This window comes from Asticcacaulis sp., assembly GCF_027484505.1.
Taxonomy (GTDB): Bacteria; Pseudomonadota; Alphaproteobacteria; order Caulobacterales; family Caulobacteraceae; genus Asticcacaulis.
Window position 1 is genome coordinate 16,239 of the sequence record NZ_JAIXSV010000216.1, and the last position, 26,686, is coordinate 42,924.

The 26,686-nt window shown below is 62.3% G+C and carries 19 protein-coding genes; 13 read left to right on the forward strand and 6 right to left on the reverse strand.

The window, feature by feature from the left end; all coding sequences use genetic code 11:
* The first annotated feature begins 153 nt into the window (after positions 1–153).
* Positions 154–1,479, forward strand: coding sequence for a BNR repeat-containing protein (locus Q0072_RS12885; protein ID WP_298330799.1), 1,326 nt, complete (start codon positions 154–156; stop codon positions 1,477–1,479).
* Positions 1,480–1,494: 15 nt separating this feature from the next.
* The gene (locus Q0072_RS12890) at positions 1,495–2,334 is read left to right on the forward strand and encodes a DeoR/GlpR family DNA-binding transcription regulator (RefSeq protein WP_298330802.1); all 840 of its coding nucleotides are present in this window, start codon (positions 1,495–1,497) and stop codon (positions 2,332–2,334) included.
* 23 nt (positions 2,335–2,357) lie between these two features.
* Here Q0072_RS12890 and Q0072_RS12895 read toward each other — a convergent pair whose 3' ends face one another.
* Positions 2,358–3,212 (reverse strand): opacity family porin, encoded by an 855-nt coding sequence (locus Q0072_RS12895; RefSeq protein WP_298330805.1) that lies wholly within the window; start codon positions 3,210–3,212, stop codon positions 2,358–2,360.
* Between the two features lie 255 nt (positions 3,213–3,467).
* Positions 3,468–4,331, reverse strand: a complete 864-nt coding sequence (locus Q0072_RS12900) for a LysR family transcriptional regulator (protein ID WP_298330808.1) — start codon at positions 4,329–4,331, stop codon at positions 3,468–3,470.
* 95 nt (positions 4,332–4,426) lie between these two features.
* Between Q0072_RS12900 and Q0072_RS12905 the strand changes: the two genes are divergently transcribed.
* Together Q0072_RS12905 and Q0072_RS12910 are read left to right on the forward strand one after the other, a co-directional pair.
* Positions 4,427–5,941, forward strand: coding sequence for a proton-conducting transporter membrane subunit (locus Q0072_RS12905; protein WP_298330811.1), 1,515 nt, complete (start codon positions 4,427–4,429; stop codon positions 5,939–5,941).
* A gap of 70 nt (positions 5,942–6,011) precedes the next feature.
* Complete coding sequence (locus Q0072_RS12910) at positions 6,012–8,228, forward strand: DUF2309 domain-containing protein (protein ID WP_298330813.1); 2,217 nt, start codon at positions 6,012–6,014, stop codon at positions 8,226–8,228.
* Between the two features lie 12 nt (positions 8,229–8,240).
* Here Q0072_RS12910 and Q0072_RS12915 read toward each other — a convergent pair whose 3' ends face one another.
* Genes Q0072_RS12915 through Q0072_RS12925 form a run of 3 tightly spaced genes read right to left on the reverse strand, consistent with a single transcriptional unit; the run spans position 8,241 to position 14,262 of the window.
* On the reverse strand, positions 8,241–9,980 hold the full coding sequence (locus Q0072_RS12915; RefSeq protein ID WP_298330815.1) for a glycosyl hydrolase family 28-related protein: 1,740 nt from the start codon (positions 9,978–9,980) through the stop codon (positions 8,241–8,243).
* A 13-nt stretch (positions 9,981–9,993) separates the two neighbouring features.
* Complete coding sequence (locus Q0072_RS12920) at positions 9,994–11,088, reverse strand: LacI family DNA-binding transcriptional regulator (protein WP_298330818.1); 1,095 nt, start codon at positions 11,086–11,088, stop codon at positions 9,994–9,996.
* Positions 11,089–11,103: 15 nt separating this feature from the next.
* On the reverse strand, positions 11,104–14,262 hold the full coding sequence (locus tag Q0072_RS12925) for a TonB-dependent receptor (protein ID WP_298330820.1): 3,159 nt from the start codon (positions 14,260–14,262) through the stop codon (positions 11,104–11,106).
* A gap of 255 nt (positions 14,263–14,517) precedes the next feature.
* On the opposite strand from Q0072_RS12925, the gene Q0072_RS12930 reads away from it, so the two are divergent.
* Both Q0072_RS12930 and Q0072_RS12935 read left to right on the forward strand, forming a co-directional pair.
* The gene (locus Q0072_RS12930) at positions 14,518–16,515 is read left to right on the forward strand and encodes a sialate O-acetylesterase (RefSeq protein ID WP_298330822.1); all 1,998 of its coding nucleotides are present in this window, start codon (positions 14,518–14,520) and stop codon (positions 16,513–16,515) included.
* A gap of 78 nt (positions 16,516–16,593) precedes the next feature.
* Positions 16,594–17,814, forward strand: coding sequence for an MFS transporter (locus tag Q0072_RS12935; protein ID WP_298330825.1), 1,221 nt, complete (start codon positions 16,594–16,596; stop codon positions 17,812–17,814).
* Between the two features lie 7 nt (positions 17,815–17,821).
* Here Q0072_RS12935 and Q0072_RS12940 read toward each other — a convergent pair whose 3' ends face one another.
* Positions 17,822–18,232: a hypothetical protein gene (locus Q0072_RS12940; protein ID WP_298330828.1), complete on the reverse strand. Its 411-nt coding sequence runs from the start codon at positions 18,230–18,232 to the stop codon at positions 17,822–17,824.
* A gap of 383 nt (positions 18,233–18,615) precedes the next feature.
* On the opposite strand from Q0072_RS12940, the gene Q0072_RS12945 reads away from it, so the two are divergent.
* The 7 genes from Q0072_RS12945 to Q0072_RS12975 form a co-directional block, all read left to right on the forward strand.
* Entirely contained in the window at positions 18,616–19,740 is a 1,125-nt protein-coding gene (locus Q0072_RS12945; RefSeq protein ID WP_298330831.1) for a TIGR03364 family FAD-dependent oxidoreductase, read from the forward strand.
* A complete protein-coding gene (gene phnX, locus Q0072_RS12950; protein WP_298330834.1) occupies positions 19,730–20,512 on the forward strand; it encodes a phosphonoacetaldehyde hydrolase in 783 nt (260 codons plus the stop codon). Before Q0072_RS12945 ends, phnX begins: the two co-directional genes overlap by 11 nt.
* A gap of 152 nt (positions 20,513–20,664) precedes the next feature.
* Positions 20,665–21,441 carry a DeoR/GlpR family DNA-binding transcription regulator gene (locus Q0072_RS12955; protein ID WP_298330837.1) on the forward strand — a complete coding sequence of 259 codons (777 nt, stop codon included), beginning with the start codon at positions 20,665–20,667 and terminating at the stop codon, positions 21,439–21,441.
* 234 nt (positions 21,442–21,675) lie between these two features.
* Positions 21,676–24,465, forward strand: a complete 2,790-nt coding sequence (locus Q0072_RS12960) for a TonB-dependent receptor (protein WP_298330840.1) — start codon at positions 21,676–21,678, stop codon at positions 24,463–24,465.
* A gap of 66 nt (positions 24,466–24,531) precedes the next feature.
* Positions 24,532–25,170 (forward strand): sulfotransferase family 2 domain-containing protein, encoded by a 639-nt coding sequence (locus Q0072_RS12965; RefSeq protein WP_298330842.1) that lies wholly within the window; start codon positions 24,532–24,534, stop codon positions 25,168–25,170.
* Positions 25,167–25,781 carry an aspartyl/asparaginyl beta-hydroxylase domain-containing protein gene (locus Q0072_RS12970; protein ID WP_298330845.1) on the forward strand — a complete coding sequence of 205 codons (615 nt, stop codon included), beginning with the start codon at positions 25,167–25,169 and terminating at the stop codon, positions 25,779–25,781. The genes Q0072_RS12965 and Q0072_RS12970 overlap by 4 nt, the downstream gene beginning before the upstream one ends.
* Positions 25,778–26,686, forward strand: a 909-nt coding sequence (locus Q0072_RS12975; protein WP_298330848.1) for a tetratricopeptide repeat protein, incomplete at its 3' end; no start/stop codon positions are given. The genes Q0072_RS12970 and Q0072_RS12975, both read left to right, overlap by 4 nt.

Consider the following 26,686-nt stretch of genomic DNA (forward strand, 5'->3'; position numbering starts at 1 on the left):
AGGCGGCGGCCAAGGTGGCGCCGCCCGTACCCGGCGAGGGGCTAAACAAAATCTGGATCATCATGTTTCTACCAGAAATCATAATGATCTAAGGGGGCCGTCGCAGGGCGGCCCCGTTCCTGACAAGGCCTTTTCACACAGGACACTTGCCTTATGCGTGCGTTATCCACCCTCTTCCTGAGTGCTTTGCTGGCGACGACGGCGATCGCTCAGACGCCCCCTTCGGCCCCGCCCGAAGCGATTGATCGCGTGTGGTCGGGCCACAGCGCGCGCTTTGCCATGGCGGTGTCAAAGACGCATCTGTACGTCGCCTATTACGACGCCAACCGGCAACTGACCGTGGCGCAGCGGCCGCTGAACAACCCGGCGCACTGGGTCTATCACAAGGTCGATACCTGGCTCGGCTGGGACAGCCATAACTATATCGCCATGGCGCTCGATCCCGCAGGGGCGCTGCACGTGGCGGGCAACATGCACGTCGATCCCCTGACCTATTTCCGCAGCGACCCGTCCGGCGATGTGCGCACCCTGAAACGCATGCCGGTCATGGTCGAGGCGACGCGTGAAGCCCACATGACCTATCCCATCTTCCTGCACGATGGCGATGGGCGGCTGGTCTATAAGTATCGCGATGGCTCAAGCGGCCGCGGCAACGAAGTCTATAATGTCTATGATGCCGCCACCGGTCGCTGGTTGGCCCTGACCTCAGCCCCGCTGGTCGATGGCGAAGGGCAGCGAAATGCCTATTTCGTAGGCCCGGTGTCGGGGCCGGACGGCTGGTTTCACATCACCTGGGTGTGGCGCGACTCGCCGATGGCCGAAACCAATCACGACCTGTCCTATGCGCGCAGCCGTGACCTGATCCACTGGGAAAAGGCTGACGGGTCGCCTTTGCCCCTGCCGATCCGGCTGAAGGACGCCGAAATCGTCGATCCGGTGCCGGTCCGAGGCGGCATGATCAACAACAATACGGTCATCGGCTTCGATGCCGACAAGCGCGTGACCATCACCTACCACAAGTACGACGCCGCCGGAAACACGCAGATCTGGCTGGCGCGCCGCGAAGGCAAGACGTGGAACCGCCAACAGATCAGCGCCTGGACTAACTATCGCTGGGACTTCAAAGGCGGCGGCTCGCTGAACAGCGAACTGTTTGTCGAAGGCGCGCGCCCCGGTTCGGCTGGCCAGCTCATTATACCGGTGACGCGGCTGGGGCAGGCGCTTGAGTTCGTCGTCGATGCACGTACCCTGAAGCGGATTGAGGAGCGCAGGGTCGAGAGCCTCAACGCCCGGGCGGCGGCGCGTATCGGGGTCACGGATGTCAGCCGCGTGCAGACGGCCCAGACGACCGGCCCGAACGGCCGGGTGTACACCCTCGTCTGGCAGGCCCTGCCGCCCAATCGCGACCTGCCACAACCGCGTATTCCGGAGCCGTCTGACCTGATCCTGCTGACCGACCTGACCGCTACGCAGCCTTAGATTCATAAGGGGTTGATGATGTATGCGATTGACCGGCGGCGCGCCATTACCGCCCTGCTGCGGCCCAGTCGTATCACCACCATAGAGGAACTGGCGAGCCATCTGGCCGTGTCCCGCACGACAATCCACCGTGACCTGACGCAACTGCACAATTCGGGTCATCTGATACGCGTAAAGGGAGGGGCCGTGCCCCGCGCCCTTGCACAGGCTGCCCCAAACCCTGAGCGTCTTCCGCCGGCAAACCTCGCGGCGCGCCGCGCTATCGCTCAGGCGGCTTTGAGGTTCGTTGAACCGCATGACAGCCTTATCCTCGCTGGCGGGGCGACGATCGCTCTCATGGCTGAACAGATGGGAGACAGGCCGTGTCAGGTGCTGACCGCTTCGATCCCCGTTCTGCTGAACCTGTTCGACAAGCCACAGGTCCGGGTACGGCTGGCGGGCGGGGAGGTTTTCCGCGAACAACAGGTCATGCTGACGCCTTATGAGACCGATGGCCGAACAGGCCGCCCGCATCCGGCCGCTGATGAACCCCCGATCTCAACGGGGTTCGGCGCCAGCAAGCTGTTTCTGGGGTGTCAGGCCCTGTCGCGCAAGGGCGTGATGCAGACCGATCCCTTGCGGGTGCAATCCGACCGTAGGTTTGTGGCGCAGGCTGAAACCGTCATCCTTCTGGCGGAGTCTGCCAAAATTGACCGCAGCGGCGTTCTGGCGGTGTGCCCGTTGCAAGACATCGATGTGCTTATCACCGATGATCAGATCTCTGATCAGGCCGTCGCCTGGCTCAATGCAGAGGCTATCCGTGTGATCAGGGCCCCGCTGGCGTCGGGTCCGGAACCGATCGGTCCCAGACCCTGACGCTTTCTCATCATGCGCTTTCCTCAGAACACAGCGCGCAGTTTCAGCGTCACCGGCACCACAAGACGGTTGCCTTCCTCATTGATCGAGGCGAGGCCCAGACCGCCAATGGTGCTGTCGTTTCCGTCCAGCTTGCCATAGTAGCGCAGGCCCGTTTCCGCGATCAGCGACACGTTTTCCGACATCTTATAGCTGACGCCCGCTTCGACCCCGGCGGTCAGGATCGTCGTGTCATCATAGAAGGGGACGTTGCGCAGAGACTGATTGATGGTCAGGTCCGGGATGGTGGAGGTAGCGCGGATTTCGTCGATCTTGCTGACGCCGATGCGTCCGGCGATATAGGGCTCGAACGTGCCGCCTTCGTTGAACCACTGACGCGCACCGACAGAGACGCCCATACCCTTATATTCGCCAAAGCGGCCATAGACCGGGACTTCGGCCACGGTGTTGGTGCCATTGACCACAGCGGCGGTGCCGACCTGGGTCGAGCCTTCATCGGCCTTTACATAGTCAAAGCTGCCGAACAATTCGCGACCCTCGCCGATGCCATAGGTGGCTTCGAAGTTCAGCGCGGTGGCATTGTCATAGATATCATCGAAACCACGCGACTGAATGCGCAACTGACCGGCATTGCCGGTGGCGGTCAGCGCAGCGGGCAGGGCGGGCGCGCCGGTGTCACGCAGCGAGGCAATGGTGGCCAGAGGAATCTGACCCGTCGTCGTGCCACCGTGCACGTCGCCGGAGACGGGGACTTCGGTGCCAATGCTGCCGCTGACGGCCCAGCGGCCAGACTCAACAGGGCCGGCATGGGCCACAGAGGCCAGAGACAGGGACGCAAGCGCGGGTGCGCAAAGCAGGATAAGTGCAAGCGTTTTCATAAGATTTCCATAAGGTTAGAGGTCTGTTTAAAACGCACGTTCCGTCATCGCGATGTGCCTTTAGTACGTCGCGACTTCAATTTCGGATTTTATGAAGCGCGTCTTTCGAGCGGAATGATTTCTAGTGGAATCATTCCGCTCAAGCCGCCATTGAGGCGGCGGCCAAGGTGGCAAAGCCACCGCCCGGCGAGGGGCTAAACAAAACCTGGACCATTATGTTTCGACCAGAAATCATAATGATCCAGGCGGCTAAAGCTAGAGCAAGGTGGCCAGTAATGGGTTGGGAAAACGGCGTTCAACCGTTACCGCATAAAAGGTTTCGCGCAGGTCGGGCAGGGCGGCAAATTCGGCCAGAAGACCACTCTGTAATTCATCGCGCACGACGATCGGCGGCACGATAGCCAGACCAAATCCTTCGCGGGCCAGAAGACGCATCATGGCCATGTCGTCGATTTCAGCGGCAATTACCGGACGGATATTCAGCCGGTTGATCATGGCGTCGAATCCGGCGCGGATGCTGCTCGAATGACCGGGCAGGATCAGGGGCGCTTCGCTTAAATACGCGCGCAGGCTGGCCCCGTCGCGCATGCGCTGCGGCGATCCGATCAGGCTCACCGTCTGATCAGCAATGCGATGTGAAATCAGCGGGTTAAGCCGGTCACGCGCCGGGGCCATATTGGCCAGAACCACGTCGAGTTCGAGGGCCTGAAGCCCCTCCAGAAGCTCACTCAGAGCCCCCGAACGCAGGACGATATCGACATCGGTGCGCGCCATCAGGGGTTTCAGAAACTGCATCTGAAAATTGCGTGACAGCGTGGCCAGCGCGCCGATGCGTAGCACTTGCCGCGCCCGCCCACGGTTTTCCAGTGTGCCGATCAGTTCGTCACCCGCTGCAAAAATCGTATCGGCATAGTCGAGCGTCACGCGCCCGGCCTCAGTCAGGATCATCTGCCGCCCGCGCCGTTCAAACAGGGCGTGCCCCAGTTGTGCCTCCAGTGCCTGAATCTGAACCGACAGGGCCGATTGCGACACATTGCAGGCCTCGGCGGCGCGCGTCAGATGCCCTTCGTGTGCCACCGCCCAGAAATAGCGCAGGTGTTTGAAATTCAGGCTGGCCATGGGTTCGTTCTAATTTATCTAACAAAACAATTCAATCTTTGAATTTTTTATATTGTTTATGGCCCCGTATCAGCAACCCAACGGGAGTTTTTGCCATGTCGGTTGCGCTACTTGCCGGGCTCTGTCTCGGTCTTTGTGTTGGTCTTGCTCTGTTCCATGTGGCCGTAGGGGCTGTGAGCGTGCGGGTTGTTGGCCTGCGAAGCCTGCGCCGTCTGTCCACTGGCCTGTCGATGGCCGGGTTCGCGGTCGGTCTGACCGCCCTTCTTTATCTGGCTATCGTGTGGATCAGCGGTGCCGCGCCTCCGGAGACCCAGTGGTTCGGCCTGCGGTTCGACGCCACGGGCGCGGCACTGGTGGCCATGGTGACGCTGGTCGGCGGGGCGGTGCTGCGCTTTTCGCAGAACTATCTCGATGGCGATGCGCGGCAGGACGCTTTTCTGGGCGGGCTGCACCTGACGCTCGCCACCGTCATCCTGTTCGTGCTTTCAGCGAACCTCCTGACCTTCGCGCTGGGCTGGGTGGCCATGTCGCTGACCCTGCACAAGCTGCTCGTTTTCTATCCGGATCGGGTCGGGGCGCGGTTGGCCGCGCACAAGAAATTCCTTTTGGCGCGCCTCAGCGACGCGGCTCTGGTCCTCGCCTTTATAGGTCTTTACCGCGCGACCGGCAGCCTCGACATGACTGAGATCGCCGCGCGTCTGCCCGGAGCGGCTCCTTTTGACGTCACTCTGGCCGCCCTGTTGCTGGTCGTCGCTGCCGTCCTGAAATCGGCGCAGTTCCCGGTGCATGGCTGGCTGATTGAGGTCATGGAGACGCCGACGCCGGTGTCGGCCCTGCTGCACGCCGGTGTGGTCAATGCCGGTGGCGTCCTGCTGCTGCGCTTTTCGGACGTGCTTATGCTTAGCCCGGTGGCGCAGGGCCTGCTGGTCCTTCTGGCGCTCGGTTCGATCATCGTCGGTTCGCTGGCCATGATGGCGCAGAACAGCGTCAAGGCGGCACTGGCCTGGTCCACCGTGGCGCAGATGGGCTTTATGCTGCTGCAATGCGCGCTGGGGGCCTTCGGGGCGGCTCTGTTCCACATCCTCGCCCACGCCGCCTACAAGGCCAATGCCTTCCTCACCGCCGGCACGCTCAGCGACAAAAAGCCGGTTCAGGACCGCTCGGTCGCCGCCCTCCTGCCGCTGGCTGTCCTTGCGGGCCTTAGCCTGACGCTTCTGGCCACCGGCACCCTGTCGGCCAGCCTGCTGGTCACGCTTCTGGCCGCCATGGGGGTTGTTACCGTGCTTGAAGCGCGCCGCCCGCTGATCCTGACCGTCGTCACGGCGGGCATGGTGACGCTTGCCCTCTTAGGTCACGGCGTGATCGAGCGGCTGCTGGGTGAGGCATCCCTCAATGTTTCGCCGCTGCTGGCCACGGTGACCGTCGCGGGCATGGTGATCCTGTGCATCGGGCAGTGGCTGGCCTTAAGTGCGCCTCGCTGGCCGCCGGTGATGGCCCTTTATGTTCATCTGAAAAACGGCTTCTACATCAATACCTGGCTTAGAGCGTATTTCGTTCAGAGGGAGTCACAACGCCGTTCGATGCAGCGAAATAACGCTCTAAATTTATGATTTAACGCGCTTTTGCATCCGAAAAGTGCCTCACACTTTTCGGAAAGCGCTCTAACCGGAGTACCCAGCCATGAACGCTTTTACGTTGCTCTTTCCCACGACAGAACAGGCACTGGACACGCGGTTAAAGGCGATTGTTCGCCGCGTGTCGCCGCAATGGCCGCTCAGAAGCTTTGTCGCCGTCAACCCCTTCATGGCCCGCAGCGGCGTCGATTTCGCGCAGGCTGCACTTGATGTCGCCCGCAGCCACGGCGCGCACCTGCTGCCCGATGCGGCCCTGCCGTCGCCGGTTGAAACGCTAAGCGATGCTTTCGGCAAGACGCTGAATAAACCGCTGAGCGATTTCGTAACGGGGCGAATTTCGCAGTGGGCGTCGGGCTTCTACGATCAGGGGCAGGCCGTCTGGGGCAATCCATGGCAGGGTGATACGCCCTTTGCCGCCTGGCGCGCCGAAGCCGTGCACGACCGTGCCCCCGAAATCTTTGGGCTTAAGAGTTTCCGCGCGCAGGTCGCGGCCCTGCCCACCGATGCTGTGGTGGCCGCAGAAGTCCTGCTGAGCGCCCTGAATCTGCCCGCAGAGGCCGAGACCGCCTATCTGGAGCGTCTGATTTGCACGGTTGGCGGTTGGGCCGCCTGGATGCGTCACCGCGACTGGGAAGCTCAGCTTGACGCGCGCACGGATGACGGCCTGCGCGATCTGCTCGTCATCCGGCTGGCGTGGGATGTGCTGGCGGCAAGGTCGTTCAAGGATGAGACGACGCTCATGAACTGGCGGCGCGCGTTGTGTGCTACACGTGCGGACGTCTTGCCCGACGTGTCGCCGCTGGAGGCGCGGGAAACCCGCTGGCGGGAGGGTCTGTTCGACAGCCTGCGTCGCGCGACCCCACCCGCTCCGGCCCCGCTGGCGCAGGCGATCTTCTGCATCGACGTGCGTTCGGAGCTATATCGCCATGCGCTGGAACAGGCCGGGCCGCGGATTGAGACCTTGGGCTTTGCAGGCTTTTTCGGCCTGCCTATCGCCGTTGAAACGACCGATGGCCGCCGTCAGCCCGCCTGCCCGCCGCTGTTGCGGCCCGGCGCGCTGGTCTGCGAGGCCGTACCCTCTGAGGCGACCCGAAAGTCCGTGCTCAAAACGGTCGTCGAAGGTCTGAAGCGCACCGGGGCTTCGGCCTTTGGCTATGTCGAAAGTTTTGGACTGGCGTCGGCCCAGTCTCTGGCCGCGACCCTGTTTGCCAAAGGACCGGAAACGGTGCGGGCCGTCACCGAGGTGACCCTGCATATGCCCATCGCCCAGCAAGTTGACATGGCGGCGGGCCTTTTGAAGGGGGCGGGGCTCACCCAGCCGACGGCGAAGCTGGTCGTGCTGGTCGGCCATGAAGGCGAGTCGCTGAACAATCCGCACGCGGCGGGCCTGCACTGCGGGGCCTGCGGCGGACGCAGCGGCGCGGTCAATGCGCGCGCCGCGGCCCTGATGCTCAATCACCCGCAGGTGCGGCGTCTGCTGAAAGCCGAAAAAGGCATAGAACTTAGCCCCGACGTTTGGTTTGCCGGTGCGGTTCATAACACCACGACCGATGAGCTGAGCCTGCTCGATGAGACCTTAATCCCGGCGCATCTCGCCGCTGAAGTCGCGGCGTTCAAGGCTGCCACGGTTCGGGCCGGTGAGAGGATGCGGCAGGTGCGCGCGCCGACCCTGAACGAGGCCCCGACCCTGAAGGCTTTTCGCCGCCGGGCCGCTGATCCGTCTCAGGTGCGGCCGGAATGGGCCCTGGCCGGCTGTGCCGGTTTCATCGCCGCGCCGCGTCAACTGACGCGCGGCAAGGATCTCGGTGGACGGGTGTTTCTGCATTCCTACGATTGGCGAAATGACGAAGGGTTTGCCGTATTAGAGCAGATACTGACCGCGCCGGTGATTGTGGCGAGCTGGATCAACCTGCAATACTTTGCCTCGACCGTGGCACCGGAGGTGTTCGGGGCGGGCAATAAGGTGCTGCACAATGTGGTCGGCGGTAATCTGGGTGTGCTGGAAGGCAATGGCGGCGATCTGAGACTGGGGCTGCCGCTGCAATCGGTCTTTGATGGTCAGCGCTTCCGGCACGAGGCGTTGCGTCTGTCGGTCGTCATCGCCGCCCCGACCGAGGCGATTGACGGCGTTCTGAGCCGCCACGCCGCCCTGCGCGATCTGGTCGAAAATGGCTGGATTCACCTGTTCGCCACGGACGAGGCGGGCCAGACGGTACAGCGCCGCACGGCTAACGGCTGGTATCCTGAAACGGGAGGAATCTAGAGCATCGGCGGCTCAGTTGAGCCGCCGAATGGCTCTAATTATTTCTAACGCCTCATGCCGTCGCTGGGCCAGCTGATGATCGTAGAGTGAGGGGGCGGCGTCGATGCAGACATTAACCCCCTCAATCCGCGCGGCGTCGGGATAGAGCACGCTCAGGCGGCGGTTGCCATAGACGCCGATGACGTTTTCGCCGATCCCCTGTTTGAGGCCGCGCAAGGTGACTTCGGCGTCCCACGGCGCGCCGCCTTCGATCACGACTTCGAGGTTCCACGTCGTGTTGTGCAGGCCGTGATTGGGTTGCCAGTAGGGGGCGCCGCCCCCGGCCCAGGTGTCGTGCACCCACATCTCGCGCCCTTGGCCGTCCACTTTCTTGGGGCGGATGTGCAGGCGCACCGCGTCAAACAGGTTCTCATGATTGGCCCCGGCGTGCTGGTCGATCAGGCCGCGCGTCAGGACGACCGCGCGTGAATAGACGGCGCGCGTCGCCTGCGTATTGACGCTTAAAGGATGAACGACCGGATTGGCGACCAATACGTCCTTGACCAGCACATTGTGGGCATTGCCGACGTGCACCGAATAGTGCGCTTCGCGTGCGCCGGTCGTGGCTATGCCGCTGAGGGTCAGGCTGGCGCTGTCATAGGTCAGGATGCCGGAATCGGCATTGTGGATGGTGACATCGCGCACCCAGCCGTCAAACATCTCATTGAGCGCGATGGCATTATAGCCTTCTTCCAGATGGTGGCCGAAGGCGGGCGCGTCGGGAAATTCGATGCGCAGGCCCTGAATGCCGACATCGGTCAGAAAGGCCTTGCGCACAAGGCGCGCCGGTTGCGCCGCCGATACGGCGTGCAACAGAGGGTCGCCCAGCTCCAGCCGGTTACCCTTGACCGAGACGACACGGGTGGTCTGGCTGATCAGGGCGCGCGCCGGATTGTCGTAGTGGCGCTGCCCCAGGGTGCGTGTGGTGTTGCCATAGAGCGAGTGCAGGATAGCGCTGCCGCGACCCTTGTCGGCAAACCACTGGATCTGGATAATTTGACCGGGGGTGATACCCGAAGCGTCGGCCACCTCCAGTTGTCGCGTCCATTTGGCACCCGAAACCCCGGCCGTCACGATGTCTGGCGGCGTGTCATATTCCGGCAGGTACTCGGCATAGCGCACGCCGGGGATGCCCACCCGGATAAAGCCTTCGCTCCAGCTATACTCGCTGAACCAGTAGTCGATATTGCGGTCCTTTTCGACCTGCCGCTTGTTTTCCTTGCGGATATACTCGCGCAGTTCTTTCAGGGTCTGAGTCTCATCGACCAGCCGTAGCGGGCGCGGGAAGTAGAGGGTGGTGCCTTCATCGTCGTGTCCGGCCCCTTCAAGGACAAAATCGCTGCGTTCGATGCGCAGCACCTCGGTCAGGACGAAGCGCCCGGCCGGAAAGCGCAGCGTGACCTTGCCTTCGACCTTGTGTGCGGCGGCCAGCGCCTCACGCGCGGCGCGCGAATCATCGGTCTCACCGTCGCCCTTCGCGCCGAAGCTTTTGACGTCGATGATGGTGCCCGGCTCAGACGGGATCGCCGCCACGCCGAAGCCGTAACCGGCGTAGGAATAGTCGGGCAGCCCTTTCAGCGAGGGCAGGCTGTGCGTACGCGTAAACGGCGTCCGCGACAGGGCCTCACCCGACACCCCCATACCCGTCAGGCCCGCCACTGCAAGGACAGACAGATGGCGCAACGTATCGCGGCGGGAGGGCGCGTCAGGCATGGCGGTATTCCTTTCATCGGGCGGGTGCGTCCAGAGACTCGCGACGTATCAGTGACGGGGCGACCATGGAGGGCAGGGCCGCGGGGTCTTCGCCCGCCGGCAGGGTTTCGGGCACCAGCTTGTGCACAGCCAGCACGCCCATCTCGATCACGGGCCAGTGAACCGTGGTCAGGGAGGGCCAGAGCTGCACAGCGACCGGTCCATCGTCAAAGCCGACAATCGACAGCTCCTGCGGCAGCCTCAGCCCCTTTTCATGCGCCGCCCGCACCACGCCAGCGGCCATGGAGTCGTTGCTGGCGAAAATCACGCTGGGCGGTTGCGGCAGGCTGAGCAGGGCCTGACCGGCGGCAACACCAGAGTCGAACGTATAGCGCCCGTCGGCAAACAGCGTTTCGTCCGGCGTGACCCCGGCCGCGACCAGCGCCTGACGAAAGCCCGTTTCGCGTTCGCGCGCCGATAGAAAGCCTTTGGGACCACGCACAAAGCCGATGCGCTTGTGACCGAGGGCCACGATATCGCGCACCGCACCCATCACCGCCTCGCGGTCGTTCGACCAGACGCTGCGTGACATCATATCGAGCTGGGCCGAGCCGACGCGCACATATTTGACGTTTAGCCTCTGGCACATCTCACCAATATCGTCGCGCTCGGACAGGGGCGGCAGGAAGATGGCCCCCATCGGCTTCTGACGCGCCAGAAACGTCTCGATCTCACTCAACAGTTCCGGCGACTCACGGTTGACCGGCCGCACCGCCAGAGCCAGCTCGCTGTCGCCAATGGCCGACAGGACGCCGCGCTGAAACGTCATGGCCATGGGCGAGGTCGAGTCATGGATGAACAGCACGATCACAAAATTCTTGCGAAAGGCCAGCGCCCGCGCCTGCGCGTTGGGCACAAAGCCCAGGGTCTCGATCGCGGCCTCGACCTTCGCCCGCGTGGTGGCCTTCATCGGTTCGCGATTGAGCACACGGCTGACCGTCTTTTTCGATACCCCGGCAAATTCGGCGACATCGGTAATGGTCAGGGCTGACCCCGGCTTACGCACAGAGGGGCCAAGGGGGGCCGCGTTGCGCTCCTTGGGGGCCGGGGTCCGTTTGGTGTCGTCCACGCTGGTTACGCCTGTTTAAAATTTCTTTGTTACGCTGAGGGAATAGGTGATGCCGTCGTAATCTGCAACGCGGTTAAAGGCCTCGACGCCTTCGTACTCCTCGCGCCGCGAATTGGTGATATTATAGACCTCAAGGCGCACCTCCGTCGTCGCATTGGGCGTGTAAGCACCGGAGAAGTCGAGCTGACCACGCGGCCGCACACGGCTGGAGGAGCCGGTAAAGGTCGAGCCGCCTTCGAGCAGGATATCGGACGCGTAGTTATAGGCCAGACGCGCCTGCCACTTGTCGTCTTCGTAATAGCCGATCAGGTTATAAGTGCTGTCGGCCACGCCATAGAGTTTGGAGCCATTGGCCCCGCTGGAGGTGACCTTCGTGGCGTTGAAGACCATGCCGAAATTCTTCCAGAGGCCGGGCAGGAACGAGAAGTCCTGCTGGACCTGGAATTCAAAGCCTTCGACCGTAATGGCGTTCGGGTCATTGATGGTGCGGTTAATCGTGATGCGCTGATTGCCGAGGTCGGTCGTGGCCCCCTGCTGAATGCGGCAGAAGCCCGTGCCATCGACATAGAGCGGCCCGAAGGTTTGACCCTCCGCGCTGAAGCTCTGCCCCACCGGGCAGTAGTTGTTCTGCAGGACGATGTTGTTTTCGATCTTTTTGTGGAAGTAACCCAGCGCCACCACATTGCCGCGGCGATTATACCACGACAGGCCCAGATCAAACGCCTTGGAGCTGCGGGGTTTCAGGTCGAAGCGGTTCATGTCGATGCGGATGGAGCTAAGCGACTCGCCCGTATCCGGATCGACATTTTCCAGCACGCGGGTGGGGGCTGGTGAAAACTCCACCATATCAAAGGCTTCAAACGTCTCGTAATAGGCGGCGCGCGCCACCAGCTTCGGTGTCAGATCGACGATCAGATTCATCGATGGCAAAAGCGCATCATAGCTGCCACCCGCCGGTTCCGGCGGCAGGAAGTAGCCGGGGCGGAAGTCGGTGCTGGTGAAGCCCAGAGCCTGATAGAAGTTCAGCGCCTGATCCTCGATCAGGCCCGTCAGGTCGGCCTTGACGTAGCGCAGGCCCAGATTGCCGCGCACCTTAAGGTCCATCACCTCGGAGAAGTCAAAGCGCGTCAGGGCGAAGGCTTCGAGGTTTTCGCGCGAGGCGCGGAAGTTCTGACCCGCCACGCGGTTGAGCGGGAAGCGCTGGATCATGCCCGACAGTTCGTTGCGCGGGGCCAGCTCAAGGATTTTCGCATAGGTGATGCGGTTGCGCGCCGCCGGCGTCAGCTCCGGGAAGAAGGTGGCCAGTTGCGCCGCCGTCATGGTGAAACCGACATTGGTTGGCACCGTGTTGAGCACCGGGAAGATCTGTTGCTGGATCAGGCGGTAATCGACCGACCAGAAGTTATCAATCTCGGCATTGGGCGCGCCTGAGCCAAAGAAGTTACCACCCTTGGTCACCGCGTCGTTCAGCTTGAAGATGTCGTTGGTCAGGTTGTTGAGCTGAAGGCCCAGATTGGCGTTTTCCTGATAGATTTGCCGCGCCTTTTCCTTCGAATAATAGACGCCGAATTCGACGCTGGTGAGGGGGCCGAAATCGAGTTCGCGTGCCGCCTTCAGGTCCAGCGCATAGAGGTTGCGCCGCACGCGATGATTGGCTCCGCTGGCGGTAAAGACGACGTTTTCCGGCCGCAGACCATTGCGCGCCTGAATGGCGTTGCCGGCGCTGACTGTATAGGGGCCCACAACGTTCAGCAGGCGCGAGGGCAGGTTGAGATCGAGACGGTAGTTTTTGTAATCGCCAAGGCCGGTATCAAGCACGGCGGTGATGCCATTGGTCGTATCGTCAATGCCGTCGCCATTGGTGTCGGTGCGGCCCGTCGTCGGCTGAACACGCTGCTCATAGAGGTATTCGTCGCGCGTGCCCAGGGCTTCGGAAAGCGTGCCAATGGCATCAATGCGCCAGGCCCCGGTGCGGAAATTGATCTGCGGATAGAGGGCAAAGCTTTCGTCAACCGATGGCATGCCGCGGTTGCCGATGGGCAGTTGCACGTCGCTGGCCTGCACCTTGTTGACCACATAGACGTTTTCGATAGTGCCGTCGGAGCCGCGGTCGAACTGTCCGACCTTCACCGGATTGCTGAGCGGCGTGACAATGCCGGTCGTGTCCGAGGCAAAGGCCGTCAGGATGTCGAGATTGGCCTCATCCAGATCGCGGCGCGTCGCAATGGCGTCGAGGCGCACATTCAGGGCGTCATTGACGCGCCATTCAAAGCCCGCGGCACCCGACAGGCGATAGCCGTCGGAGGTGCGCGAATATTGCCGCACTTCGGAGGGATAGACGACCTGATTGGCGACGCCGTCCGTGGTGGCCGGGATAGCGAAGGCGGGATTGCCCGCCGCCAGCTGCGTCAGGCGGGCCTGCGTATAGGCCGTATAGGCATTGATGCGGATGGTGTCGCGGCGGAACAGCTGGCGCGAATAGGACAGGGTGCCGTAGATGCCAAAATCCGGTGACAGCTTCTTCGAGCCGGTGACGAAGAAGGCGGGGTTCAGCTTGGCCGTTGTCTCTTCCCATTGGGCTTCGGCGCGGAAGACGCCGCCTTCTTTACGCGACAGGGCCGGGCGGATGCGCAGGTTGACAACCGAGCCCAGCCCCCCGGCCGGCATGTCGGCCGAGAAGGATTTGACCACATCGGCCCCGCCAAATATCGAAGCGTCATAGATGCCGAACGGATTGCCTGAACCGCGGGTCCCCAGAGTCGGCGCGGCGATGCTTTGCCCCATCACGGTCGTCTTGGTGTATTCGCTGGGCAGGCCGCGCACGCTGATCGTCGCGTCACGCCGGTCGTCGGAGCGGTTGATCTGCACACCGGGGATGCGTTGCAGGGCCTCCCCCAGATTGAGGTCGGGGGTCGAGCCGATGTCATCGGCGGAGATGCCGTCGAGGATGACATCGGATTTGCGGCGGATTTCCAGCGCGTCATTCAGCGAGCCGCGAATACCGCGCACCACCACGACTTCGACGCCGTCGTTAGCGGTAGCGGGCTCTGCGGTCGGACTGGTCTGTGCCATGGCGGGGTTCAGCCCGGCCAGAAGGGTAAGGGCGGAAGCGGCGACGGTTGACAGGCAGGCCGCCTTGAAGGGCCGGTGGCCCGTCAGGAAAGATGGCATCATGGGTGTTCCTCCGCGGGCCTTATTTTATCTTCGCCCGGCTATGGGTATGGCGTAAATCGAATCCGATACCGGTGTCAAGTTTGAATCTGGCGCTAAATCCTTTGTCTTTAAAGAAAGGAATTCGACTTAGGTCGTAGATTGGGGATTAAAATAGACACCGGTATCTTTTTTTGATTACCTCCCGGCATAACTCTGGGCAAACCTCTGCGCCTGTGCGCAGATGGGCAAAACAAGAGTGAATACAGGAAGACACGCATGATCAGGAAGACCGCCCGACGGGCTGCGGTCATCGGGGCGGGCCTTATGGCGCTGACCTCAGCCGCGAGCGCCCAAACCCCGCAACCCTCACAGACCCCGCAAACCGCGCTCAGAATCGACCCTTTGTTTGGCGATCATATGGTGCTTCAGCGCGGTAAGCCCGTCAGCCTGCGCGGCGATGCGCCTGCCGGAGCGACCATCACGGTGCGTTTTGGGGCCGCCTCGGCCACCGCCAAAGCGGACAGCGGCGGGCAATGGCGCGCCACCCTGCCGCCTGTCGCGGACGGGACCAATGGCACAGTAGAGGTGAGCGCGTCGGACGGCAGCCGCCTCGCGCTGAAAGACGTGGTGGCGGGCGATGTCTTCCTCTGTTCGGGTCAGTCGAACATGGACCTGTCGGTCGGCGATACCTCCTACCCCAAGCGCACGGCCGAAGAGGGGCAGGGCAAGCCCATTCGCCTGTTTAAGGTCAAGCGCACAGCCAGCCCGCGCGCCGAGCGCTTTGTAACGCCGGAACAGGGGTGGGCGCTGGCCGGGCCGGAGGCTTTGCCGGGCTTTTCCGCTGCCTGCTGGCATATGGCGCGCACAATGGCCGCCGCCAATACCGGGGCCCCCATCGGTCTGGTGCAGGCCTCGTGGGGGGGCACCTCGATCGAAGACTGGATGGCTCCGGCGGTTCTCGGCCAACGCGCGGACTATGCCGCCGATATCAAGCGGCTCAATGCCTTCGCGGCTGATCCGAAGGCGGCAACGGCGGAGCTGATTGCGGCGACGGACGTCTGGGCCAAAACCGCCGATGCGGCGGCCTCTGACTGGCACACCCCGGCCTTTGATGACTCTCAGTGGCCGCAAATGCCGCTGCCCGGCACATGGGAGCGGTCGGGCATCGCCGCCTTGCGCGCCTTTGATGGCCTGATGTGGTATCGCCATAGCGTCGAGCTGACGGCGGAACAGGCGGGCAAACCCGCCATCCTGCGGCTGGGGCGCATTGATGAGCGCGATCAGGTGTGGGTCAATGGTCAGGTGGTCGGCGCAACGCTGCTGGGCAGCGACCCCCGCGTCTATACCCTTCCCGCAGGTCTTCTAAAGGCCGGGCGCAATCTCATCGCTATCCGCGTGCTCGATGAGCGCGGGGCCGGCGGGCTGATGGGTAAGATGGGGGAACTGCGCCTTGAGCTGAGTGGGGCTCAGGCGCTCGATCTGTCCGGGCCGTGGCGCTATAAGACCGGGTCAGAGCGCCGCAACTGGAAGACGCCGCCGCCCTTCGTGCCGTGGGCCGCGCCGCGCGGCGTCAGCATGTTGTGGAACGGCATGATCGCCCCGCTCGACGGTTTTGCGCTGAAAGGCATCGCCTGGTATCAGGGCGAAACCAATACGGCCGAGGCGGCCACCTATGCCGGGCTGCTGGACGGCTGGGCGGCCTCGTGGCGGTCGTTTTTCCACGATCCGGCCCTGCCGGTGATCATCGCGCAATTGCCGGGCTATGGGCCGCGCAGCGCCGTGCCGAGCGATAATGACTGGGCAAGGCTGCGGGAAGCGCAGCGCCTGACCGTGGCCAGGGACCCGCACATGGGCCTTGCTGTCCTGATCGATCTCGGCGTCTCCTATGACATCCACCCGGCGCATAAGGATGAGGTCGGGGCGCGTCTGGGTACTGAGATGCTGCGCGTCGCCTATGGCCGTCCGCTGTTGCGCGCGCCATCACCGGTCAGGGCCGAAGCCGCCGCTGACGCTATCCGCGTGCGCTTTACCGATACGGGCGGCAGCCTGATCGCCTACGGCTCGCACGAGGCCGCGACTTTTGAGCTGTGCGACGCGGGCGGTAAATGCCGCTTCGTTCCGGCGCAGGTCGAGGGCGACACCGTCCGCCTGCCCGCCGACGCTTCTGCGCGTCAGGTGCGCTACGCCTGGCAGGGCTCACCGCCGGTCAATCTCTATGGCAAGAGCGGTTTACCGGTCGTGCCTTTCAGCCTGCCCCTCGCACCGGGCTCATAAGCCGTTCCCGTGGCTGCGCGTGACAAGGCCCCGTCTTTGGCCCATGATCGGGCAAACAAAAGACGGGACAGGTAAACGATGGAAACGGGCGCGCGGCGCGGACCATGGCGGGTCGTGGGCCTTATCTTTGTGGCCTCCTGCCTGACATATATGGACCGTCAGATGTTCGGCCTGCTCAAGCCGATGATGCAGGCCGAACTGGGCTGGTCCGAAATCGACTATTCCGGCGTCGTGATCGCCTTTCACGCGGCCTTTGTGGTGGGTTTTCTTACCTTTGGGCCTTTGATGGACCGTGTGGGGGCGCGGCTGGGCTATGCCGGGGCCTTCACCCTGTGGGCGGCGGCGCACACCCTGCTGGGACTGGCCACCACAACCGCGCAGTTTGGCCTGATCCGCTTTTTGTTGGGGGTGGGTGAATCCGGCACCTTTCCGGCGCGTCTGAAGGCGATTTCCGAGGGGTTCCGGCCACAGGAGCGGGCGCTGGCCATCGGCCTGTTCAACGCCGGCTCGGCCTCCGGGGCCCTGCTCACTCTGGCGCTCGTGCCGTGGCTCACCCAGAACTATGGCTGGCGCGGGGCGTTTCTGATCACGGGCCTCGTCAGCTTTTTATGGCTGATCCTGTGGTTCAGAACATACAAGCGGCCACAGACGGCGGAGGCACCGCGGCCCGTTACGCCACCAAGCTGGTCCACACTGGCGCAGGTGCTGCGGACGCGGCGCGCCTGGGTCTATATTGTGGTGAAGTTCCTCACCGTGCCCGTGTGGTGGCTTTATCTGTTCTGGCTGCCGGACTTTCTTTATCGCACCCACAGCCTGGATCTGCGGCAGTTTGGCGTCCCGTTATTGCTGATCTTTCTGCTGGCCGATTTTGGCAGCATCATCGGCGGCTGGGCCTCGGCTCGGCTGATGGCGCGTGGCCTCAGCGTCGGGTCCGCCCGCAGCCGCGTGATGTTCGTCTGCGCGCTGGTCATCCTGCCTTTGATCGCGGTGCCGCTCAGTCCGTGGCTGTGGCTGTCGGTTGTGATCGTGGCGTTGGCGGCGGCGGCGCATCAGGCCTTTTCGGCCAACCTGCTGGCCGTGCCGTCGGACCTTTTCCCGCCGGAGGTGGTCGGCAGCGTCGTCGGCCTTGGCGGGGCGGCGGGGGCAGTGGGTGCGATGTTGATGGCGCTGTTTTCAGGCGTGGTGCTGGAATATACCGGCTCCTACAGCCTGATCTTTTTCGTCGCGGGTACGGTCTATCTGGCCGCGGTCGGCGTTTTGCATCTGTCGCGGGTCTATGCCGCCCAACCCCAAGCGTAAAATAGGCTCAGCCTTTGGCCGCAGCCTTGGCCTGCGCCTTGGCCAGATCAATGTGGCGACCCATGGCCTTGATGAAGGGGTGACGCGCCAGCAGGCGGCGGCCCAGAATGGCCACGATAACGAAACCGGCCCATACTTCCGGGCGGTTCCATTCCGGGTGCAGGTCGTAGATGAAGAATTTGAAGCCAATCGACAGCACCAGATAGGGCAGCAGGATCGCGCCCCAGCGCACGCATTCGTCCTTCAGGAAACCGCGCGGCCCCTCCGGGTGAAAGGCCCACGCCTTATGGCTGACGCCCCAGCGGATCAGCACGATCAGACTGACCACGATCAGCGAGATCACGCTGGAAATCATCACCATGGTCAGCGGATGGGCGTGCTGCCACGCCGCGGCAGCATTGTGTGGATCGGGCCCCATCTTTATCCCCTCGATTGTGCAATCGTTAGCACGATTAGGCCTCAAGCGTGCCCGTCTGTCCACTGAAACTTGTTCTAATGGTCTGGATCTGAAATTCGCCCGCTCTCAATATCAAAATGAACTGAACTTCAAATTCACGATACCCGCGCATTCGTTCTCTCATTGCGGCGTCATAATAAATTCACATGATTTGATACTTTAATATTTAAAATAATTATGCAAGAAGGCGCTTACAGAATGAGGGGTGGCGGCGATCAGAACCCACGCGCGGGCGCTTTTTCATCGTTTTCTGCCGCCGTCCCGCCTTCAAAAACAACCGAGGCCGGGCTTATGGAGATCACCTGTAATTATCAGGCTTATGTGGCTTCAGATCAAGGATGCCTATGTACGACATAGCCATTATCGGTTCGGGGATAGTCGGGCTGGCGCACGCCCTGATGGCGCTGCGGCGGGGGCTGCGGCCTGTGGTGATCGAGCGTCAGGCCGCCCCCATTGGGGCGTCTATTCGCAATTTCGGTTTCGTCACCGTGACAGGACAGGGGGAATCCGACACCTGGCGGCGGGCGCGACGCAGCCGCGACATCTGGGCCGAGATCGCTCCACAGGCCGGGATCGAGATCATGCAGCGTGGGCTGCTCGTCACCGCGCAGCGTCCCGAAGCCATGCAGGTGCTGGAAGCCTTCGCGGCGCATACGATGGGTGCGCAGTGCCAGATTCTGACGCCCGATGCGGTGCGCGCGACCTATGCCGGCATCGGCGCTGCCCTTGAAGGCGCTCTTTACAGCCCGCACGAGCTGCGCGTGGAATCGCGCACGGCCATACCGCGTCTGGTGCAGTGGCTGGCGCACAACGGCGTCACCTTCCTGTTCGATACGGCGGCGCTGACGGTAGACGGTACCGAGGTCGTCACACCGCAGGGACGCGTGCGCAGCGAAGCCGTTATTGTCTGCCCCGGCGACGACCTGACCCACCTCTATCCTGACCTCTATGCCCGCGAGGGCGTGACTCGCAGCCAGTTGCACATGCTGCGTCTGGCGGCACCGGGCTTTGATCTGATCTGCCCGCGCATGTCCGACCTGTCTCTGGTGCGTTATCGCGGCTATGCCGAGCGCCCGGAAAGTGCGGCGTTGAGCGCGGTATTGGGTCGCCAACAGCCGGCGCACCGGGACGCCGGTGTGCATCTGATCGTCACCCAGAGCGCCGATGGCTCGCTGATCGTCGGCGACAGCCATCATTACGGACGTGCCCCCGAACCTTTTTACGACGTGACGGTCGAGGCGCTGATCCTCGATGAGTTCCGGCGCGTGCTGGGTATCGAGCCGCCGCCTGTGACGGAGCGCTGGCTCGGTACCTATGCCAGCGCTGCCGAAGACCTGATGCGTCTGTCACCCGCTGAGCGGGTACGGCTGGTCGTGGTGACCAGCGGCACCGGAGCCTCCACATCTTTTGGCATTGCCGAAGAAACGCTCAATGATCTGTATGGTAAGGAAATCTCGCATGACCACTAAACCCGTACACCCTAAGGCCGTTATCTTTGACTGGGCCGGGACCATGGTCGATTTTGGTTCTCTGGCCCCGGTTATCGCCATGCAGCAGGGTTTTGCCGCCGCGGGCGTAGAGGTGAGCGAAGCGGAGGTTCGCCTGCCCATGGGGCAGGCCAAGCGCGATCACGTCGCCGCCCTGATGGCCCAGCCTGCCGTGGCGCAACGCTGGGAGGACCGGTTCCGACGCCTGCCGACCGACGCGGATATTGAGCGCATCTATGCCCATCTGGATGAGCTGATGCGGGCGGCGGGGACGGCACGCGCCACCCTCATTCCGGGGGCGCGCGCCACCTTTGAACAGTTGCGCACTGCCGGTATCCGCGTCGGGTCCTCCACCGGCTATACGCGCGCCATGATGACGCCCATTCTGGCGGCCGCTGCGGCGCAGGGTTATGAGCCGGAGCTGGTCGTCTGCGCCGGAGAAACGCCGCAGGGCCGCCCAGCGCCGCTGATGATCTGGAAAAATCTGGTCGAGCTGGGCGTATGGCCCGCAGCGGATGTGGTGGTGGTCGATGACGCGCCTGTTGGTATCGCGGCGGGTAAGGCGGCCGGGGCCTACACGATTGGCTTGGCGGCTAGCGGCAATGAGCTGGGCCTGACCGAAGAGGCCTTCGCCGCCCTTGAGGCGGCCGAGCGGTCGCAGAGACTTGAGGCGGCACGCACGGCGCTTTATGCCGCCGGGGCCGATGCGGTGCTCGATACGGTGGGCGATCTGCCGCAGTGGCTGGGGCTTTGACGCGCGGATTTCCACAAAGTCCACAAAATCTCACATTTTTCTCGCGCCTGTTGCCGCCTCGTATAAGGGGTGCGCCCAGGCTGGCCCTGAACCGTTTGACCGCGGACGCCATTGACAGGCTGCGGCAAAACAAAACACAACAGAAGCGTCGTATGTTTATTCTCCCTCGGGGCCGTATGCTTCAGGATACCCGCCAGTCTGAAATCTATAACCTGCTTCAGGTGCACCGCACCTGTACCATCACCGATCTGGCGCAGCGTTTTGATGTCAGCGATGAGACTATCCGCCGAGATATCCGCCAGCTCGAAGAGGAGGGGTTCGCCTTCCGCGTCCGCGGCGGGGTCACGCTGAAGGAAACGGCGGCCGAGGCCCCGTATCTGGTTCGCCGCAATCAGAATGCCGAGAAGAAACAGGCTATTGCGCTTAAAGCGGCGGCCCTTGTCGAAGATGGTATGACCATTTTGATCGACTCTGGATCGACCTCCTACTGGCTGAGCCGCGCCCTGACCAAACAGCGCAACCTGATTGTCATTACCAATGCGCTGGACGTGGCGCGTGAGATGACAGGACGCAATGGTTGCAAGGTCTACTTTGCGGGCGGCGAAATCGACTACGATTATCAGTCGTGCTTTGGCCCGGACACCGAGGCCTTTATGGGCCGGTTCACGCCGGAAATCGCTTTCTTTGCTATCGGGGCCGTGGACTCACGGCGCGGTCTGCTCGACTTCCATTTTCCGGAAGCCTCGCTCAAATCGGCGATCTGTGCACAGGCCTCGCGCGTGGTGGCTCTGGTCGATTCCACAAAGTTCGAGCGGCAGGGCATTATAAAGGCGCTCGATTTCAGGCAGATCGACATTTTCGTCACCGATCAGACGCCACCGCCGCAATTGCTTGAGGCGCTCAACGAGGTCGAGATTCTGGTCGCCTGAGGCGGGAAACGGTGCCCTCGCCCTCTTTTTGCGTGTGTGAATACACTTTTAAAGAATGTGGTTTTCAGCTTTTGGCCAACACCGTTGCGTAAAAAGCTCACATAATCTCACATTTTGGCGCTTGAAATACACATCTGTCACAAACAAACGTTAATTGTGTCCTCCGCAGCCGGCCGCGGGGGGCATCTTCCGTGCATCGCGATCGCTCGGCGCGCTCACTCACGGAGACATTCTATGAAGATGCTTATGACAGGGGCCGCCGCTGGCGCGCTGTTCTTCATGGCTGCGCCGACCTACGCGCAGACCGCAACGCCCGCCGCTCCCAAAGCCGGTCAGGCCGAAAGCGACACTATCGACACCGTCGTTGTCACGGGCTATCGCGGCTCGCTGACCAAGGCGCGCAAGCTGAAGCGTGAATCGAACGTCATCAAGGACGTGATCGTCGCCGAAGACATGGCCAAGTTCCCGGAACTGAACTTGGCGGAATCACTGCAACGTCTGCCGGGCGTGCAGATCAACCGCGAAGCCGGTGAAGGCCGCCGCATCAGCCTTCGCGGTCTGGGGCCAGACTTTGCCCGCGTGCAGCTCAACGGCATGGAAGTGCTGGGCAATGTGGACTCGGCGCAGGACAGCCGTGGCCAGCGTTCGCGCGACCGCGCCTTTGACTTCAACATCTTCGCTTCCGAACTCTTCTCGCGCGTCGAGGTCGAAAAGACCTATCAGGCCGCGCAGCACGAGGGCGGCATGGCCGGTACGGTCGGCCTGTTCACGGGCAAGCCCTTCGATTACGCGCCGGGGACCAAGGGTGCCGTTTCGGTGAAAATCGGCACCAATGAGTACACGAAAGACACCCAGCCGCGCATCGCCGCCCTCTACAGCCGCAACTGGGACGACGTGTTTGGCGTCACTCTGTCGGTGGCTTATGGCAAGCGCGAAACGACCGAGCAGGGCCACAACACCTATAACTACTCGAAGCCCAGCGCTTCGACCCTGTCAGGTCTGGTAACCAAGGGCCTCAATATCTCCAAACTCAGCGCCGCGCAGCAGGCCAAGTTCCTGTCGGGCGATCTCTATTTCGCCGACGGCAACCGCATTTCGTCGTGGAACGCCGAGATGGAACGTCTGGGCGTCACCGCCGCCGTGCAATGGAAGCCGATGGAAAATCTGCTCCTGACGCTGGATGCCCTGCATGGCGAATTCAAGACCAAGCGCAGTGAACTGCACCTGGCTACCCGCCCGCTGGCTTCCACGGGTTCAGTGGCCTTTGATACTGCCGCTGGCGGTGTCTGGCCGGCCGCGTTCCAGACAAATTCGGTGATCAACAATATCGCCTGGGACAGCAGCAACTACGTCACCATGACTGACGTGACGAACATGACCTTCGGCAGCGAAAATCGCCGTTCGCTGAACGAAAACAAGTTCAACCAGCTGGTGCTGACCGGTAAGTGGGACCTCTCCGATCGCCTGTCATTGGACGGTCATATCGGTTATGAAAAGTCCACCTACGAAACGCCTTATGATGACAAGCTCTATATGCGCGCCAAGGGCAACCTGATCGCCAATTACGGTTCGGACGGGCGTTCGGCGTCGTTCCAGTATCCGGGCTGGGATACGACCAATCCGGCCAACTATGCCCTCGATTCCTTCTACTATCGCGGTTTCAATAACTCTTCGGAGCTGAAGGAAGCCGTCTTTAATGGTCGTTACTCCCTGTCGGACGTGTGGACCCTGCGTGCGGGCGTGGCCTATCACGAATTCACTCAGGACGGCATCGACAAGTTCTATGACGACAATGTCAACGGCACCCGCAGCAAGATGCGCGGCAAGCCGGTGGCCGACGTCACGACGGTCTTCACCAACAACTTCGGTTCGTGGCTGATCGGTGACTACGCCAAGACCTTTGCCAAGTATAACGAATATCACCGCTTTGGCCCGAATACCGATGGGACGGGCGGCGCGCTTCAGGACATCGAAAACGTCTATACGACCAGCGAAAAGACGACCTCGGTCTATGTGCAGGCGGATTGGGACAGTGACATTGCCGGAAAGCGCTTCCGCGGTAATGTCGGCCTTCGCGGCTATCAGACCGACACCAACTCGACAGGCTGGATTCAGGGCGACTCCTACGCCTATCTTGGCACGACAGATGTGGATGGCAGCTACAGCGGCGTCCTCCCGACCCTGAACACGGTGCTCGAAATGACGCCGGAAGTTATGGTGCGCTTCTCGGCCACGCAGAACCTGAACCGTCCGGGTATGGGTTCGATGGCTGCCAAGGGCAGCGCCTTCAAGGACGAGACCAGCGGCGAAATCAGCGCGTCGCGCGGCAATCCGAACCTGAAGCCCTATAAGGACACGACGCTCGATCTGGCCGTTGAATACTACTTCGGCAATGTCGGCCTGCTGTCGGCGGGTGTGTTCCAGAAGGACGTCAAGAACTTCATCGGGTCTGCCGATTACAGCTCAAAGGATAACAACGCCCTGACCTTTGCCCAGGCGGGTATTCCCATCTCTTCGATCCCCGGTGCGACGGCGAATACGATCATCAACGACTTCTCCATGCCGATCAATATTGAAGGCACGCAACGCATCAAGGGGATCGAACTGGCCGGTCAGGCGCAGTTCACCTTCCTGCCCGTGCCGTTCGATAAGTTCGGTATGCAGGCCAACTATACGTCGCTGGATATTCCGGAAAAGATCACCGGCATTTCCAAGACTAGCTATAACGCCACGGTGTTTTACGAAACCGAGATTTGGGGCGCGCGCGCCTCGCTCAGCCATCGTGACCTGTGGTACAGTGGTCGCAACGACTCTGTGATGAGTGCCAGCACCCGTGGGTTTGAGGCAGGCACCTATGTCGATGCCTCGGCCTTCTGGAATGTCAGCAAGCAGCTTCAGCTCACCCTGAACGGCATCAACCTGACGAATCAGAAGGATACGCAGTTCTGGGGTCAGAACCGCTACCTCTATAACCAGAACCAGAGCGGCGCCACCTACATGGTCGGCCTCAGCTATAAGTTCTAATCGACCCGGTGGACGCCCTCTTCTTCAGGAAGGGGGCGTCTTCTGCCTTTTTGTACAAGAGCGTTCATGATCGTTTCCCACCGTCATCGCTTCATCTTCGCCGCCGTCCCCAAGACCGGCACCCATTCGGTGCGGCAGGCCCTGCGCGAGCAGATGGGTAATGAGGATGTTGAGCAGGTGGGTCTGTTCGTCAACAAGCGCTTTCCGTGGGACGATCTGGCGGCCATCCGCCACGGCCATCTGTCTCTGCAACAGGTCCGGCCCCATCTGGGCGAAGAGGCCTTTGCCGCCTATTTCAAATTTGCCTTTGTGCGCAATCCGTTTGACCGCTTCGTCTCCTATTGCGCCTTCATGACGCGCGACAGCGACGTCTTCGCGCAGCGACCGCGCGACGTGATGCAGCATTTCCTGTTCGTCGCGCCGCCGGAGGGTCATATCCTGTTTCAGCCGCAGTCGGTTCTGCTGGTCGATGCCGACGGGCACACCCTCCTGACCGACCGTGTCGGGCGTGTCGAAGACATGCAGGGCTCTTATGACGCCATCTGTGCGCAGATCGGTCTGGCAACCCGCCCGCTCGACCGCGTCAACGGCAGTCGTCACGGCGATTATCGCCACTACTATGACCGGAGCTTGCAAGACGCTGTCGCGGCGCGCTACGCTTTGGATATCGACCTGTTTGGCTATACGTTCGAAGGCCTCAAATGAGCGAACCCGCTGCCAATCCGCGCAAGACGACGGGGGTGCGCGCGCTCGGAAAGGTCGATGTGGCGGCCCTGACCGAAGCCGTTCTAAGCATTCCCGAAGCCGTGTGGGCGGCGCAAAATGCGGCCAAGCCCAACAAGTTCGGTGTACTCGAAGACACCCGTCATATCGTCTTTCGCTTTGTCGATAGTCCGCGTGACTGGCGCGGGTCGCACGACCGGCCGCTATGGGCGGGCTGGCGCGCGCGGCTTGAGCCGGTGCTTACGGCGGCGGTGCGCGATTATGGTTATGCCCGCGGCGTCTTTCCGCGCGTCATGCTGGCACGCATGCCGGTGGGCGGGGTTATCCAGCCGCATATCGACGCCAATCCGGCTGCCAAATGGCCGCACAAGATCCATGTGCCCCTGACCACAAATCCCGGCGTCGTCTCCTTTTTCGGCCGGGCGGAGCGCCATTTCGCGGTGGGCGAGGCCGTCGAGGTCGATAATCTGGGGCCGCACTGGGTGCGCAATGCGGGCGACTGCGACCGCATCCATCTGATCTTTGAATATTACGACGCTGATCAGCCGGACCCGGCGTGGCTTGCGCCCTTTTTGCGCGGTGGCGCACGATGAGCCTGATGGCCGAGCGTGACCGTCGCCTGCGTGACGCCCAGACCCTGCGCGCGCAACAGCGGCTGCCTGACGCCCTGCACGCCCTGTCAGAACTGGAGGCGCACTATCCGCGTTTCAGCCGCCTTTATCAGGAACGTGCTCACTGCCAGATTCAATTGGGCAACGCCCCGGCGGCCATCGACGCCCTGCGTCAGGCCGTGGCGCTCAATGCGACCCTGCCGGCCAGTTGGGATATGCTGGCGCAGCTTTACCGGCTGATGGGTGACAAGGGGCAGGCGGAGGCCGCCGAGTGGCATCTGGAGACGCTGCGCCAACTGCCGCCGGAAATTGTGGTGGCTAACAGCCTCTATGCCGACGGCGATCTGGAACCGGCCGAAGAGGTGCTGCGGACCTATCTGGAGCAGGCGGACGGCAATGTCGGCGCTCTGCGCCTTCTGGCGCGCATTTGCTTTGAACGCGGGGCGTCCGAAGAGGCCGAGGCGCTGCTGGCGCAGGTGTTGGAACTGGCCCCCGACTATCACGCGGCGCGTTTCGATTACGGCATGGTGCTGCTGCACCTTCAGAAGCCTCTGGCGGCGCGACAGGAGGCCGAGCACCTGCTACGCGTCGATCCGGACAATCGCGACTATCTCAAACACTATGGCGCGGCCTCGGTGGCGCTGGGCGATCATGAGCCGGTCATCGACCTCTATGAACGGCTGCTGGCCACGACGCCCCCTGCGGGACCGGAGGCCGCCGACCTGCGCCTGTGGCGGGCCAATGCGCTGAAGGTCACGGGGCGTCAGGCCGAGGCCCTTGCCGACTATCAGGCCTCGCTCGTCGCGCGACCCGACAATGGCGTCGCGTGGTTCAGTCTGGCCAATCTCAAGACCTATCGCTTCTCCGAGGCCGATATCGCCCGCCTG

Bases quoted from the DNA above. Each gene is read 5' to 3' on its own strand.
- Q0072_RS12885 (WP_298330799.1), top strand. From the start codon at position 154: ATGCGTGCGTTATCCACCCTCTTCCTGAGTGCTTTGCTGGCGACGACG.
- Q0072_RS12890 (WP_298330802.1), top strand. From the start codon at position 1,495: ATGATGTATGCGATTGACCGGCGGCGCGCCATTACCGCCCTGCTGCGG.
- Q0072_RS12895 (WP_298330805.1), bottom strand. From the start codon at position 3,212: ATGAAAACGCTTGCACTTATCCTGCTTTGCGCACCCGCGCTTGCGTCC.
- Q0072_RS12900 (WP_298330808.1), bottom strand. From the start codon at position 4,331: ATGGCCAGCCTGAATTTCAAACACCTGCGCTATTTCTGGGCGGTGGCA.
- Q0072_RS12905 (WP_298330811.1), top strand. From the start codon at position 4,427: ATGTCGGTTGCGCTACTTGCCGGGCTCTGTCTCGGTCTTTGTGTTGGT.
- Q0072_RS12910 (WP_298330813.1), top strand. From the start codon at position 6,012: ATGAACGCTTTTACGTTGCTCTTTCCCACGACAGAACAGGCACTGGAC.
- Q0072_RS12915 (WP_298330815.1), bottom strand. From the start codon at position 9,980: ATGCCTGACGCGCCCTCCCGCCGCGATACGTTGCGCCATCTGTCTGTC.
- Q0072_RS12925 (WP_298330820.1), bottom strand. From the start codon at position 14,262: ATGATGCCATCTTTCCTGACGGGCCACCGGCCCTTCAAGGCGGCCTGC.
- Q0072_RS12930 (WP_298330822.1), top strand. From the start codon at position 14,518: ATGATCAGGAAGACCGCCCGACGGGCTGCGGTCATCGGGGCGGGCCTT.
- Q0072_RS12935 (WP_298330825.1), top strand. From the start codon at position 16,594: ATGGAAACGGGCGCGCGGCGCGGACCATGGCGGGTCGTGGGCCTTATC.
- Q0072_RS12940 (WP_298330828.1), bottom strand. From the start codon at position 18,232: ATGGGGCCCGATCCACACAATGCTGCCGCGGCGTGGCAGCACGCCCAT.
- Q0072_RS12945 (WP_298330831.1), top strand. From the start codon at position 18,616: ATGTACGACATAGCCATTATCGGTTCGGGGATAGTCGGGCTGGCGCAC.
- phnX (WP_298330834.1), top strand. From the start codon at position 19,730: ATGACCACTAAACCCGTACACCCTAAGGCCGTTATCTTTGACTGGGCC.
- Q0072_RS12955 (WP_298330837.1), top strand. From the start codon at position 20,665: ATGTTTATTCTCCCTCGGGGCCGTATGCTTCAGGATACCCGCCAGTCT.
- Q0072_RS12960 (WP_298330840.1), top strand. From the start codon at position 21,676: ATGAAGATGCTTATGACAGGGGCCGCCGCTGGCGCGCTGTTCTTCATG.
- Q0072_RS12965 (WP_298330842.1), top strand. From the start codon at position 24,532: ATGATCGTTTCCCACCGTCATCGCTTCATCTTCGCCGCCGTCCCCAAG.
- Q0072_RS12970 (WP_298330845.1), top strand. From the start codon at position 25,167: ATGAGCGAACCCGCTGCCAATCCGCGCAAGACGACGGGGGTGCGCGCG.